The 13,510-nt window shown below is 61.3% G+C and carries 12 protein-coding genes; 1 reads left to right on the top strand and 11 read right to left on the bottom strand.

The window, feature by feature from the left end:
* Nucleotides 1–14: 14 nt before the first annotated feature.
* The 10 genes from M1E04_RS22085 to M1E04_RS22130 form a co-directional block, all read right to left on the bottom strand.
* Nucleotides 15–1,202 (bottom strand): ATP phosphoribosyltransferase regulatory subunit, encoded by a 1,188-nt coding sequence (locus tag M1E04_RS22085; RefSeq protein WP_410929706.1) that lies wholly within the window; start codon nucleotides 1,200–1,202, stop codon nucleotides 15–17.
* Between the two features lie 290 nt (nucleotides 1,203–1,492).
* Nucleotides 1,493–2,362, bottom strand: coding sequence for a protease modulator HflC (gene hflC, locus M1E04_RS22090; protein WP_065987801.1), 870 nt, complete (start codon nucleotides 2,360–2,362; stop codon nucleotides 1,493–1,495).
* Nucleotides 2,362–3,543 (bottom strand): FtsH protease activity modulator HflK, encoded by a 1,182-nt coding sequence (hflK, locus tag M1E04_RS22095; protein ID WP_065987802.1) that lies wholly within the window; start codon nucleotides 3,541–3,543, stop codon nucleotides 2,362–2,364. Before hflK ends, hflC begins: the two co-directional genes overlap by 1 nt.
* Nucleotides 3,544–3,639: 96 nt before the next feature.
* Nucleotides 3,640–4,941 (bottom strand): ribosome rescue GTPase HflX, encoded by a 1,302-nt coding sequence (hflX, locus tag M1E04_RS22100; RefSeq protein WP_065987803.1) that lies wholly within the window; start codon nucleotides 4,939–4,941, stop codon nucleotides 3,640–3,642.
* Between the two features lie 12 nt (nucleotides 4,942–4,953).
* Entirely contained in the window at nucleotides 4,954–5,214 is a 261-nt protein-coding gene (gene hfq, locus M1E04_RS22105) for an RNA chaperone Hfq (RefSeq protein WP_019691505.1), read from the bottom strand.
* A 104-nt stretch (nucleotides 5,215–5,318) separates the two neighbouring features.
* On the bottom strand, nucleotides 5,319–6,290 hold the full coding sequence (gene miaA / locus M1E04_RS22110; protein WP_296308683.1) for a tRNA (adenosine(37)-N6)-dimethylallyltransferase MiaA: 972 nt from the start codon (nucleotides 6,288–6,290) through the stop codon (nucleotides 5,319–5,321).
* Nucleotides 6,290–8,245: a DNA mismatch repair endonuclease MutL gene (gene mutL, locus M1E04_RS22115; protein WP_296308692.1), complete on the bottom strand. Its 1,956-nt coding sequence runs from the start codon at nucleotides 8,243–8,245 to the stop codon at nucleotides 6,290–6,292. The genes miaA and mutL overlap by 1 nt, the downstream gene beginning before the upstream one ends.
* A 26-nt stretch (nucleotides 8,246–8,271) precedes the next feature.
* Entirely contained in the window at nucleotides 8,272–9,714 is a 1,443-nt protein-coding gene (locus tag M1E04_RS22120) for an N-acetylmuramoyl-L-alanine amidase (RefSeq protein ID WP_208600739.1), read from the bottom strand.
* A gap of 13 nt (nucleotides 9,715–9,727) precedes the next feature.
* The gene (tsaE, locus tag M1E04_RS22125) at nucleotides 9,728–10,198 is read right to left on the bottom strand and encodes a tRNA (adenosine(37)-N6)-threonylcarbamoyltransferase complex ATPase subunit type 1 TsaE (protein ID WP_456292047.1); all 471 of its coding nucleotides are present in this window, start codon (nucleotides 10,196–10,198) and stop codon (nucleotides 9,728–9,730) included.
* Nucleotides 10,186–11,682: an NAD(P)H-hydrate dehydratase gene (locus M1E04_RS22130; protein WP_456293227.1), complete on the bottom strand. Its 1,497-nt coding sequence runs from the start codon at nucleotides 11,680–11,682 to the stop codon at nucleotides 10,186–10,188. Before M1E04_RS22130 ends, tsaE begins: the two co-directional genes overlap by 13 nt.
* A gap of 62 nt (nucleotides 11,683–11,744) precedes the next feature.
* Between M1E04_RS22130 and queG the strand changes: the two genes are divergently transcribed.
* Complete coding sequence (gene queG / locus M1E04_RS22135; protein WP_456292048.1) at nucleotides 11,745–12,863, top strand: tRNA epoxyqueuosine(34) reductase QueG; 1,119 nt, start codon at nucleotides 11,745–11,747, stop codon at nucleotides 12,861–12,863.
* Nucleotides 12,864–12,875: 12 nt separating this feature from the next.
* Here the strand turns inward: queG and M1E04_RS22140 are convergent, their stop codons facing one another.
* Nucleotides 12,876–13,487, bottom strand: a complete 612-nt coding sequence (locus tag M1E04_RS22140) for a trimeric intracellular cation channel family protein (protein ID WP_065987810.1) — start codon at nucleotides 13,485–13,487, stop codon at nucleotides 12,876–12,878.
* Nucleotides 13,488–13,510 lie beyond the last annotated feature (23 nt).

Here is a 13,510-nt window from a genome sequence, read left to right on the forward strand (position 1 = left end):
GCCGGCGGGGAAACTCAAGAGGCCAGCGGCATTACCTGCCAACGCTCGCCTTGCTGAATCAATTGCCGATCACAGTCGGCGTCTAGCGCTGCTGAAACCGGTTGGCCTGGCAACGCCTGAACCACACGCTGACCTTCAGCACGCAACTGGCAGACCGTTTGCCACAGCGCCGCATCAGTGCTGTCCGGCATCCAGATACCGCCAGACGGTAGCTCGATCTGCGCCTGGCCGCGTGTCACCAGGGTTTTCAAATCGGTGGAAAAACCCGTCGCCGGGCGCGCGCGACCGAAGTCGGCACCAATGTCATCGTACCGACCGCCCTGGGCGATCGACTGGCCAACACCCGGGACGAAGACCGCAAACACCACGCCAGTGTGGTAGTGGTAGCCGCGCAATTCGCCAAGGTCAAAGTACAACGGTAGCTCAGGGAATCGGGCCGAGAGACGTTCGGCGATTTCCTGCAGATCATCCAGCGCTTCAATGACCGCCGCCGGCGCATTCGCCAGACGGTCGCGGGCCTGCGCCAATACCGTACGGTCGCCACACAGATCCACCAGAGCACGCAACATGCTGGCCAGGTCGGCCGGCAGACCTTCGGTCAATCCAATGACCTCGTCGATGGCTTTGCGCTGGAGTGCATCAAACAGCTGTTGCTCGACTTCGCCGGACAATCCGGCAGCGCGGGCAAGACCGCGGTAAATCCCGACGTGCCCCAGGTCCATATGGACGTCTGGCACATCCGCCAATTGCAGCATCGCCAGCATGAGGCTGATGACTTCGACGTCACTGCTCGGGCTCGCGTCGCCGTACAGCTCGGCACCCAACTGGATCGGGCTGCGCGAGGACGACAACGCACGCGGCTGGGCATGCAGCACGCTGCCGGCGTAGCAGAGGCGGCTTGGGCCTTCGCGACGCAGGGTGTGGGCGTCGATGCGGGCGACCTGTGGCGTGATGTCCGCGCGGAAACCCATCTGCCGGCCCGATTGCGGGTCGACCACTTTGAAGGTGCGCAGATCCAGATCCTGGCCCGCACCGGTGAGCAGTGATTCGAGGTATTCGATGTGCGGGGTCACGACAAATTCGTAGCCCCAGCTCTGAAACAGATCCAGCACCTGACGACGCGCGACTTCAATACGCGCAGCTTCCGGCGGCAGTACTTCTTCGATGCCATCCGGCAGCAGCCAGCGGTCAACCGTTGCCATTACGCCTTTCCCCTATGATCCGGGCGGCCGGCCCTTGGGCAAGCCTTGAGTGAAGCAGACAGCATTCTGCGGACGCAGGGCAAGGGAATGTCCCCTGCCCGATGCGCCGCACTATCGCGAACACCGTCCTCGAAAAAACTGCCGCGCACGGAACACGCCACGGCCAATCAATCGTGCAGACGCAAAAAAGCCGGGAATTTCCCGGCTGCCGCATCATACACACGTTTTGTCGCGCGATCACCCCGACGGGCAGTTTTGCCGCCCGGCGGAGTGATCAGGTGCTGATGCGATTACGGCTTGGCTTTTTGCAAATAGCGGAAGAACTCGCTGCTTGGGTCCAGCACCATCACGTCGCTTTTGTTGGCGAAGCTTTCACGGTAGGCGCGCAGGCTACGGTAAAACGCGTAGAACTCCTGATCCTGACCGTAGGCCTTGGAGTAGATCGCAGCCGCTTGAGCATCACCATCACCGCGTGCCTCTTCAGACTCCCGATACGCTTCAGCCAACAGAACGCGGCGCTGACGATCGGCGTCGGCACGGATGCCTTCCGCCAGCTCGTTACCCTTGGCGCGGTGCTCACGGGCCTCACGCTCACGCTCGGTGCTCATACGCTCGAACACGCTGCGGTTCACTTCCTTCGGCAGGTCGATGGCCTTGACTCGAACATCGACAACTTCGATGCCCAGCTCTTTGCCGGCCATGGTGTTCAGAGACGCAGTGATGTCAGCCATCAGTGCGTCACGCTCACCCGAAACCACCTCGTGCAGCGTGCGCTTGCCGAACTGGTCACGCAGACCGGATTCGAGACGACGGGAGAGACGCTCATCGGCGATCTGCTTCAGGCCGGATGTCGCGGTGTAGAAACGCTCAGCGTCCTTCACGCGCCATTTGGCGTAGGCATCGACCATCACGGCTTTCTTTTCCAGCGTCAGGAAACGCTGAGTCGGCGCATCGAGGGTCATCAAGCGACCATCGAACTTGCGCACCTGATTCACGTAAGGAATCTTCACGTGCAGGCCTGGCGAAACATCCGCCTGAACCACGCGACCGAATTGCAGCAGCACCGCGCGCTCGGTCTGAGCGACGATGTAGAAGCTGTTCCATGCGACCACGGCCAACACGACGCAGACAATCAGGGCAACCAGAGATTTATTGCTCATCAGCGAGTCTCCCTAGTGCGCGTGTCACGTTGCTGTTGCATGTCCGCTGCCCGTGAGCCCGGATCTGCCGGTGCAGCAGCAGCGCCGCCCGTGGCAGACGAGCTGGAACCGTTACGGCTGCTATCGATCATTTTGTCCAACGGCAGATAAAGCAGGTTGTTCTGACCTTTGTCGCCGGTCACAAGTACCTTGCTGGTGTTGCTGAAGACTTCCTGCATGGTGTCCAGATACAGACGTTCACGCGTGACTTCCGGTGCCTTGCGGTACTCGGCGACCAGCTTGGTAAAACGATCCGCCTCACCCTTGGCCCGAGAAACCACTTCATCGCGATAGCCGTTGGCGTCTTCGACAATACGCTGAGCCTGACCGCGCGCTTCCGGGATCACACCGTTGGCGTAGGTTTCAGCCTGGTTACGTGAGCGCTGTTCGTCTTCACGGGCGCGGATCACGTCATCGAACGCTTCCTGGACTTCGCGCGGCGCCGCAGCGCTCTGCACGTTGACCTGAGTCACGGTGATGCCGGTGCGATAGGTATCGAGGAAGCGTTGCAGCCGCTCCTTGATTTCGCTGGCCATCAACTCACGACCTTCAGTCAGCACCTGGTCCATGGCGGTCGAACCCACCACATGACGCAAGGCACTTTCGGTCGCATGCTGCAGGCTGACTTCAGGCTGATCAACGTTCAGCACAAAATCCTGCAGATTGGTGATCTTGTACTGCACGGTCAGCGGCACTTCGACGATGTTCTCGTCTTCGGTGAGCATCTGGCCCTGCTTGCTGTACGCACGTTCACGCGTCACGTTTTCGAGGTACTTGCGATCAAACGGCGGGAAATAGATATTCAGACCCGGCCCGACGGTTTCATAGTACTTGCCGAAGCGCAGCACAACAGCCTGCTCCTGCTCGTCGACCACATAGATTGCGTTGTACAGCCAGATGGCGAGCAGCACGACCAGACCGATGCCGAGCAGGCCGAGGCCACCGCCCTTGCTCGATCCACCGCCGCTGCCGCCGCCATCGCCACTGCGTTTCTTGCCACCACCGAACAACCCATTCAGGCTTTCCTGCAGCTTACGGAAGGCCTCGTCGAGATCCGGTGGCCCCTTGCGGTCGCCGCCCTTGCGCTTACCACCCCAAGGATCCTGATTATTCGAGTTGCCACCCGGCTCATTCCAAGCCATAGCGCTCTCCATCTGATAAAGCAAAGACGCGCCCACGGCGCGCCGACCAATGCTACAGAATGCCCGTCGAAGCGGTACAACCGCTTTGTCAGGCTTTTATTGCAAAGTGTGTTGCTCGATGAATTCCAGCGGCTGTAGTCCTTCGCGACTCACCAGGCGATTGAATTCAACTCGGGGTAACCGAACAGCCAAAAGACTCTGACCTTCTTCGTCGTGCTCTTCGCTCTGCACCGCACCCAGGTTGAAAAACTGGGCACGCAACCGGGCGAACTCCTGCGTGAGGCGCAGCGTCCCCACGAAGAGGTCATTGCCCAACACTTCGGCAATGGCTTGCTTGAGCAAGTCCAGACCGCGTCCATCACGGGCAGAAACCCAGACCCGCTGCGGCTTGCCATCGGCATCGCGCTGGATCTGCGGCTCAACCCCTTCGAGCAGATCGAGTTTGTTATACACCTCAAGCATCGGCAAGTCCTGGGCCCCAATCTCGCCCAGCACCACCATGACCTGCTCGATCTGCTCAAGGCGATCGGGCTCATGAGCGTCAATCACATGCAGCAGCAGATCGGAGTTGCTCGACTCTTCGAGCGTAGCCCGAAAGGCCTCGACCAGCTTGTGCGGCAAATGACGGATGAAACCCACCGTATCAGCCAGCACAATCGGCCCAAGGTCTTTGACTTCAAGGCGGCGCAGGGTCGGATCAAGGGTCGCGAACAGCTGATCGGCCGCGTAGACGTCGGAGTCGGTCACCGCATTGAACAGCGTTGACTTGCCGGCGTTGGTATAGCCGACGATCGAAACCGTAGGGATGTCGGCGCGGGACCGGCCACGACGGGCCTGATCACGCTGACTGCGAACTTTTTCAAGCCGGCCCTTGATCTGACGCAGGCGCACACGCAACAGGCGCCGGTCCGTTTCGAGCTGGGTTTCACCCGGACCGCGCAGACCGATACCGCCACCCTGACGCTCAAGGTGAGTCCAGCCACGGACCAGCCGCGTACTCATGTGCTCAAGCTGGGCCAGTTCGACCTGCAGCTTGCCTTCATGGGTGCGCGCCCGTTGGGCGAAGATGTCGAGAATCAGGCCCGTACGGTCAAGCACGCGACACTCGAAAACACGTTCGAGGTTACGTTCCTGACTGGGTGTAAGGACATGATTGAAGATGACGATATCTGACTTTTCGGTTTTGACCAGGTCGCGCAATTCCTCGACCTTGCCGCTGCCTACCAGATACTTTGCCGTTGGCCGATGCCTTGGCACGTTGACGAACGAGACAATGTCGGCGCCGGCCGACAGCGCCAGCTCCCTGAACTCCTGCGGATCTTCGCGCGCCTCAGGGTCCTGACCATCCAAGTGAACGAGGATCGCCCGCTCACCACCACTGTGGCGCTCAAAGAACAAAGCAGACTCCTATCAGGCGTTACCTGGCTCGGCGTCAGCCTGCTCGGATTCGGTAGCGCTAGGCAGACGAATCGGGCGGACGGGAACGACAGTCGAGATGGCGTGTTTGTAGACCATTTGGCTGACAGTGTTCTTCAGCAAAATAACGAACTGGTCAAAAGATTCGATAGTGCCTTGCAGCTTGATACCGTTTACCAGATAGATCGAAACCCCAACCTTCTCTTTACGCAAAGTGTTCAGGTAAGGGTCTTGTAGCGAATGCCCTTTTGACATGTGCCGCACTCCTTTAAGGATCAATAGAATAAATTCGAAAACATTGGCTTGGGCCGCTACCTCCCGAAGGCTATCCCCCAAGGATAGACGGCTATTGCAAGGACTCAGCTCAATATGGAGACCGACCCCAGGTATTTCAAGGCGCGTGGCAGATTGTCGCAAGCCAGGCTGTCCAACCAGTGCAAATTCTGCCAGCTGCGTAACCAGGTGAACTGCCTCTTGGCCAGCTGGCGCGTGGCAATGATGCCGCGCTCCTGCATCTGGTCCCGAGTCAGCTTGCCGTCCAGATGATCCCAGACCTGGCGATACCCTACAGCTCTTATAGACGGTAAATTCGAGTTCAGATCACCCCTCGAACGTAGCGCTACGACTTCTTCAACGAATCCTTCATCAAGCATTTGCCTGAAACGCACAGCAATTCGGTCGTGGAGCACCTTGCGATCCGTCGGTGCGATCGCGAGATTTGCGACAGTATAGGGCAATTGATGACGCCCCGAAGCGCTCGCTTGAGCACTTTGCGCACTTTGTTGTTCCCGGTGCGCGGTCATGCTCATGCCGCTGACCCGAAAGACTTCCAGCGCGCGAACCAGCCGCTGGGGATCGTTGGGGTGAATTCTCGCCGCCGACACCGGATCGATGCTCGCCAGCTCATCATGCAACGACTGCCAGCCCTGACTGGCCGCTTGCGCCTCAATCTGCGCACGAATCTCGGCGTCAGCCGCAGGCATATCGGCCAGGCCCTCCAGTAGAGCTTTGAAATACAACATCGTGCCGCCCACCAGCAGGGGAATTTTTCCCCGGGCGGTAATTTCCGCCATGGCGTGCAAGGCATCGGTTCGAAAATCCGCCGCAGAGTAGCTCTGGCTCGGGTCGAGGATATCGATGAGACGGTGCGGACACGTCTCCAGCAGCGCTTTTGATGGCTTGGCAGTGCCGATGTCCATGCCGCGGTACACCAGCGCGGAATCCACGCTGATCAGCTCACACGGAAGCACTTTGGTCAGCTCGATGGCGAGATCGGTTTTCCCGGCGGCGGTCGGCCCCATCAGAAAGATGGCCGGAGGAAGAGCACTCATCAGCGACCGCGCAGGAATAGTTTGTCCAGATCATCCAGACCCAGCTGGGTCCAGGTGGGCCGTCCATGGTTGCATTGACCGCTGCGCTCGGTGTTTTCCATGTCACGCAGCAGCCCGTTCATTTCCGGGATGGCCAGCCGGCGATTGGCGCGGATCGCACCGTGGCACGCCATGGTGCCGAGCAGCTCATTCATGTGCGCCTGAACGCGATCGCTGGTGCCGTACTCCATCAGATCGCCCAGCACGTCGTGCACCAGTCGATTCGCCTCAGCCTGTTTAAGCAGCGCGGGGATCTGCCGGATAGCGAGAGTCTCCGGTCCAAGGCGCTGCAACTCGAAGCCCAGCTGCTGGAAGGTGACCATGTGTTCCTCGGCGCAGTCGGCTTCGCGCTGGCTGACCGCAATGGACTCCGGCACCAGCAGCGGCTGACCGCTCAGGCCTTCGCTGGCCATGGCGATCTTCAAGCGCTCGTACATGATTCGCTCATGGGCCGCGTGCATGTCCACCAGCACCAGGCCGTGGGCGTTTTCCGCGAGGATATAAATGCCCTTGAGCTGAGCGAGTGCATAACCCAGTGGCGGAACATCGCCCTGGGATTCGGGAAGCGACACGCTGCCTGCGCTCGCCGACGCCTGCACGCCGGGCAGAGGGGCAAAGAATTCGCTGTAAGCGGCACGCGCCTCTTCAGCCGGAAGCACCGACGACGGCCGCGGCGTGTACTGATACTGGTAACCCGCACCACTGCCAGAGCCTGGCGCGGATCCGGCCGGCGGATTCCACGCCTGACCTTGTGGCGTTTCGAGCACGTTATTGGCCAGGCGCATTTCGCCCTGGGGCCCGAACTCGCCGGCATCCGGCCCGCTTGGACGCACCAGCGCGGTAACCGAGGTGGTGCCCGCGAGCTGATCTTCAGGTCGTACATCGCCGAGGGCGCGATGCAGCGTGCCGTAGAGGAAATCGTGAACCATGCGCCCGTCGCGGAACCGCACTTCGTGCTTGGTCGGGTGGACGTTGACGTCGACGACCGCCGGATCGACTTCGAAAAACAGCACGAAGGTCGGATGCCGGCCGTTGAACAGCACGTCGCGGTAAGCCTGACGCACAGCGTGGGCAACCAGTTTGTCGCGCACTGCACGGCCATTGACGAAGAAATACTGCAGATCGGCCTGACTGCGCGAGAACGTCGGCAGCCCCACCCATCCCCACAACCTCAAACCGTTGCGCTCGACCTCGATCGGCAGCGCCTGCTCCAGAAACCCGGGGCCGCAAATAGCCGAAACCCGACGCGCGCGCGCGACGTCATCGTGGGCTTCATGCAGGCTCAGGACAGTCTTGCCGTTATGGCGCAAATGAAAGGCCACATCGAACCGAGCCAGCGCCATGCGCTTGATTACCTCCTGGAGGTGATCGAACTCGGTTTTCTCGGCTTTAAGAAACTTGCGCCGCGCAGGGGTGTTGAAAAAAAGGTCACGCACTTCCACGGAGGTGCCGACGGGATGCGCAGCGGGCTGAACACGGGAAGCCATGTCGCGGCCTTCGGTCTCGACCTGCCAGGCCTGATCGGCGTCGCGCGTGCGAGACGTCAACGTCAGGCGCGCCACGGAACTGATCGACGCCAGCGCTTCGCCCCGGAAGCCAAGGCTCATGACTCGCTCAAGGTCTTCCAGGTCGCGGATCTTGCTGGTGGCATGTCGGGCCAGTGCCAGGGGCAGATCATCCGAGGAGATGCCGCCGCCGTCGTCGCGAACCCGCAACAGTTTGATGCCGGCTTGCTCGACGTCGACATCAATACGGCGCGCGCCGGAATCAAGGCTGTTTTCGAGCAGTTCCTTGATCACCGAAGCCGGGCGCTCGACGACCTCGCCCGCAGCAATCTGGTTGGCGAGCCGCGGGCTCAGCAACTGGATACGCGCAGCCTGGGCCGCCGGTAGATCGGGGCTTACGCTGACATCCAGTTCTTGGTCACCGAGCAGCAGGTCAGTCACGGCTCACCTGCCAGTTCTGCGCTGGGGATTCTCAGCTCCTGCCCGACTTTCAGCTCGTCAGAGCTCAGATGATTGGCGGTACGAAGCATCGGCATGGTCATGTCGTAGCGCGCCGCGATCATGCTCAACGACTCGCCGGGACGCACCGTATGCTCGCGTGCGCCCATGGCCAGCTTGCCGTTATCCCGCAGCCAGGCGATGTACGTGCCTTGCGGCGGATTCTGCTGGAAGAACTGCTTCACGCCCGCCGTGATGGAGCGCGCCAGGGCCTGCTGGTGGCTGGTGCCTTGCAGCTTGTTCGCTTCGGCCGCGTTGGAGATGAAGCCGGTCTCGACCAGAATCGACGGAATGTCCGGCGACTTCAGCACCATGAAGCCGGCCTGCTCGACGCGGGACTTGTGCAGCGAGGTTACGCGGCCGATGTTGGTCAGGACCTTCTGGCCGACGTTCAGGCTTGAAGTCAGTGATGCGGTCATCGACAAATCGAGCAGCACACCCGCGAGCATGCGGTCTTTGTCATCGAGACTCACGGCCCCGGCGCCACCGATCAAGTCGGAACGGTTTTCACTGTCCGCCAGCCAGCGTGCTGTTTCGGAGGTCGCGCCGCGTTCCGACAGGGCAAACACCGAAGCGCCGAAGGCCGCCGAAGAAGGCGCCGCGTCGGCATGAATGGACACGAACAGATCAGCACCTTTGGCGCGGGCAATTTCCGTGCGCTTACGCAGCGGGATGAAGTAGTCGCCCGTACGGGTCAGCTCGGCGCGGTAGCCCTTTTCGCCGTTGATCTGGCGCTGAAGCTCCTTGGCAATCGCGAGCACGACGTTCTTTTCTTTCTCACCGCGACCGCCGGACGCACCCGGATCTTCTCCGCCGTGACCGGCATCAATGACGACAACGATGTCGCGCTTGCCGTTGGGCACAGGGGTAAGCTTGATTTCAGGCTTGGACGGGCTGACCGGCACCACTGCGGGCGTCGCAGGCGCGGTGGTGGCCGGGGTATCGGCAACCGACGGCGGCGGATTGGCATCGGCGGCGTTGTCGTACAGGTCGACCACCAGACGGTTGCCGTATTGCTGGTTCGGCGCGAGGGTGAAGCTCTTCGGCGTCACGGCCTTCTTCAGGTCGATGACCACGCGCAGGTCGTCAGGCGTGCGTTGCGCCGAGCGCATGCTGGTGATCGGCGTGTTGGCCGTCGGCACGTTCAGCGGCCCACCCAGGGTGGCGCCGTTGATGTCGATGACCAGACGGTCAGGGGACTGCAGCGTGAAGACACTGTGCTGAACAGGGCCAGACAGGTCGAAAACCAGCCGCGTGTTATCCGGGGCACGCCATAAGCGGACACTTCGTACCTGTGAAGCGGCCAACGCGTCGACAGCCAGTGTCGCCAGCAGCAGTCCTATCACAGTAACCAGCGCGCGCATGCGCATACCAAACCCCATATCTATTGAATGTCTATTTAAACGAAGGCGCCAAAGCGGCACACCACATCTCGCCACGCGAGCTTTTTGGGCTCAACGTCAACGCTCGACCTTCGTCGAGCGGCCTTATGGTAATGATCAGGTCAGGCTTTGGCAAAAAGCCTGCACCAAGATTGGGCCATTCGATAAGACAAAGGGCATCGCCTTCGAAATAGTCCCGGATGCCGAGGAATTCTAGCTCTTCTGGATCAACAAGTCGGTAGAGATCAAAGTGATACGCGCGGTTTCTACCAATTTCGTAAGGTTCTACCAGCGTAAACGTCGGACTTTTTACCGCGCCGGTATGCCCCAGGCCGCGAATGATCCCTCGGGACAGCGTGGTCTTGCCCGCCCCCAGATCGCCCACCAGAAAAATAATCCCATTGCTTTCAGTCACTTGGGCAATACGTGCGCCGAAGTGGGTCATGGCCTCTTCACCCATGAGCGCCAGGGTTAACTCAGACAAGGTTGGTGCTCCTTCAGAAGCTGGCGAATAACAGGAATCAGATCAGCGGCAGCCAGCCCTCGCCCGCCGGCGCCGCATAACTCACCAGCGAAGGCGTGCAGCCAGACGCCCAGACAAGCAGCGTCATATGCGCTCATCTTTTGCGCCATCAGCGCGCCGATGACACCGGACAAGACATCGCCCAGCCCGCCGGTCGCCATCGCCGGATGGCCGTGATCGGCCAGTGAGAGGTCACCTGCCGGGTTGGCGATCAGGCTGCCGCTGCCTTTTAAAACGCATACAGCATTGAATTTCCTGGCCAGCGCACGCGCCGCAGCCGGACGATCGGCTTGAATGTGTTTCGTGTCGGTGCCCAGCAGGCGCGCGGCTTCGCCAGGATGCGGGGTGATCACGCTGCCCTCGGGCAATTGCACGGCACCGGTCGCCAGCTCGTTCAGCGCGTCGGCATCCCAGACCTGCGGCAACGGCGCGTTCGCGGCCGCAGACAACAGGCTTTTTCCCCAACTGTGCTGGCCGAGCCCCGGACCCACCACCAGCACCGACGCGGGCTCAATCAAGGCGAGGAGCTGGTTGGCCGAGCTGATGCCGGCGCTCATCACTTCAGGGAATCGCGTCAGCGCGGCGCTGATATGTTCCGGCCGCGTGGCCAGCGTGACCATGCCGGCGCCGGTGCGCAGCGTGCTTTCGGTGGCGAGCAATGCTGCGCCGCCGAAACCTCGATCTCCGCCCACCACCAGCACGCGACCAAACATGCCCTTGTGTGCGATGCGTGAGCGAGGCGCCAGGGTGGGCAGATTGAAGGTGTCCAGCCGTTTGACGCTGACGGAAGTTTGCCGAATGATCTCGGCGTCCGCCTGCAAGTCATCGAACACCAGCTCGCCGACCAGTTCGGGCGCATCGCCAGTGAACAGCCCGACCTTGAGGCCAATGAAGGTGACGGTCAGATCGGCGCGGACGGCGACGCCCAGTGTTTGGCCGGTGTCGGCGCAGAGCCCTGAAGGGAGATCGACGGCCACTACGGGAAATCCACTGTCGTTGATGGCTTCAATGGCCGCCGCGTAAAGATCGCGCACGTCCCCCGTCAGCCCTGTGCCCAGCAGCGCGTCGACAACGATGCCGGCCAGCGCCTGCTGTTGCCAGGGCTGAATATCGACCTTGGCGGCAACCGCTTCTTCATAAGCGGATCGAGCGTCGCCGCCCAGCGCTGCGCAGTCACCCACAGCCAGCACGTGAACGTGCCAGCCGGCACGCCGGGCCAGCGCAGCCACGAGGTAGCCGTCGCCGGCGTTGTTGCCGCGACCGGTCATCACTGTCAGCTGCCTGCCCTCGGGCCATCGACGACGTATTGCCCGCCATGCAGCATGGGCAGCGCGCTGCATCAGCTCAAAGCCGGGCGTGCCGGCAGCAATCAGGCGTGCGTCGAGGTCGCGCACCTGAGCGGCGCTGTACAGTGCGTCGGGAAATGGGGGTTTGCTGTGCAACATGCGTCTTTGGGCTCCGATGTCTGGCAGAATTATACGCACCTGCGCCCCGGTGTCCTCTTTGCATGTCCGCGATAACTGTAGACCCATCCACAGCTCCAGTGCCTCTAACGGCAGCCGGGCTGACCGACCTTACCCAATCGATCAAGGGTTGGGGGCGAGAGCTCGGCTTTCAGCAAGTCGGAATCTCGGGGCTGGACCTGGCCGAGCACGAGCAGCACCTGGAGCGCTGGCTCGACGCCGGGTACCACGGCGAGATGGACTATATGGCAGCGCATGGCAGCAAACGTTCGCATCCGGACGAGCTGGTGCCAGGAACGCTGCGCGTGGTGTCGTTGCGCATGGACTATCTGCCCGGCGATACGCAGATGGCTCAGTTGCTGGGGCAGCCCGAGAAAGCCTACGTCTCGCGGTACGCGCTGGGGCGTGATTACCACAAGCTGATCCGCAAGCGCGTGCAGCAACTGGCGGAGCGCATTCAACAGGCGATCGGGCCATTCGGGTTTCGCGCGTTCGTCGACAGCGCGCCGGTGCTGGAGAAGGCCATTGCCGAGCAGGCCGGGCTGGGCTGGATCGGCAAGAACACTCTGGTGCTCAATCGCAAGGCCGGCAGTTATTTCTTTCTCAGCGAGCTGTTCGTCGACCTGCCGCTGCCGGTAGACGCCCCACACGCCACCGAGCATTGCGGGCGCTGCACGGCCTGCCTGGACGTGTGTCCGACCAACGCCTTCGTCGGACCCTACGTGCTGGATGCGCGAAAGTGTATTTCCTACCTGACCATCGAGCTGAAGACGTCGATCCCCGAAGACTTGCGTGCGTTGATCGGCAATCGAGTGTTCGGCTGCGATGACTGCCAGATCGTCTGCCCGTGGAATCGCTTCGCACGGCCGACCGATCAAACGGACTTCAAACCCCGTCACGGCCTTGATAACGCCGAATTGACCACGCTGTTTTTGTGGGATGAGACCACCTTCCTGAGCAACACCGAAGGCTCACCGTTGCGGCGCGCCGGGTATGAGCGGTGGTTGAGAAATCTGGCCGTGGGGCTGGGTAACGCGCCGTCTACCATCCCCGTGATCGAAGCGCTGAAAGCGCGGCGGGAGCATCCGTCAGAGATGGTGCGCGAGCATGTGGAATGGGCGTTGGGGCAGCATGAAGCCAGGGCCCCAGGGCGCTTGTTGTAATTACGCGCCGGTTCAGTGCCCGTCCTTGTAAACAAACTTCGGCATTTCCCAGCGAAACTTGATCGCCAGCAGCCGCAGTAACAATCCGCCAAACAGCGTGATCAGCGTGCCCTGCTCCACCGGCAATCCGGCGTACTGGCACAGCAAAAAGCACCACGCGGCGGCGAACGATACGCTGGCATACAGCTCGCGACGGAAGATCAGGGGGATGTCGTTGCAGAAAATGTCCCGCAGGATTCCCCCAAACACGCCGGTGATCACCCCGCTCACGGCGGCAACGGTCATGCTCAAGCCCATGTCCAGCGCGGTCATGCAGCCGATCAGGGTAAACGCCACCAATCCCAGTGCATCGAGCACCAGAAACAGCGAGCGCAGATGGCGCATCAGCGGTGCGATGAAGATGGTCACCAGCGCTGCAATGCTGGTAAGGATCAGGTATTCCGGGTGCTTGACCCACGTCAGCGGGTAATGCCCCAGCAGCACGTCGCGAACCGAACCGCCGCCCAGCGCCGTGATGCAGGCGATCAGCACCACACCGAACCAGTCCATGCCGCGACGGCCTGCGGACAGCGCGCCGGTCATGGCTTCGGCCGTAATGGCGATCAGGTAGAGCATCAACAACATGGCGGCAGTCCCTGCGAAAAAGG

Source organism: Pseudomonas sp. AK106 (assembly GCF_053903055.1).

Excerpts from the sequence above, each read along its gene's own strand:
- queG (WP_456292048.1), top strand. The coding sequence starts at position 11,745 with ATGTCCGCGATAACTGTAGACCCATCCACAGCTCCAGTGCCTCTAACG.
- hflC (WP_065987801.1), bottom strand. The coding sequence starts at position 2,362 with ATGAGCAATAAATCTCTGGTTGCCCTGATTGTCTGCGTCGTGTTGGCC.
- hflK (WP_065987802.1), bottom strand. The coding sequence starts at position 3,543 with ATGGCTTGGAATGAGCCGGGTGGCAACTCGAATAATCAGGATCCTTGG.
- M1E04_RS22085 (WP_410929706.1), bottom strand. The coding sequence starts at position 1,202 with ATGGCAACGGTTGACCGCTGGCTGCTGCCGGATGGCATCGAAGAAGTA.
- hfq (WP_019691505.1), bottom strand. The coding sequence starts at position 5,214 with ATGTCAAAAGGGCATTCGCTACAAGACCCTTACCTGAACACTTTGCGT.
- M1E04_RS22140 (WP_065987810.1), bottom strand. The coding sequence starts at position 13,487 with ATGTTGTTGATGCTCTACCTGATCGCCATTACGGCCGAAGCCATGACC.
- miaA (WP_296308683.1), bottom strand. The coding sequence starts at position 6,290 with ATGAGTGCTCTTCCTCCGGCCATCTTTCTGATGGGGCCGACCGCCGCC.
- M1E04_RS22120 (WP_208600739.1), bottom strand. The coding sequence starts at position 9,714 with ATGGGGTTTGGTATGCGCATGCGCGCGCTGGTTACTGTGATAGGACTG.
- M1E04_RS22130 (WP_456293227.1), bottom strand. The coding sequence starts at position 11,682 with ATGTTGCACAGCAAACCCCCATTTCCCGACGCACTGTACAGCGCCGCT.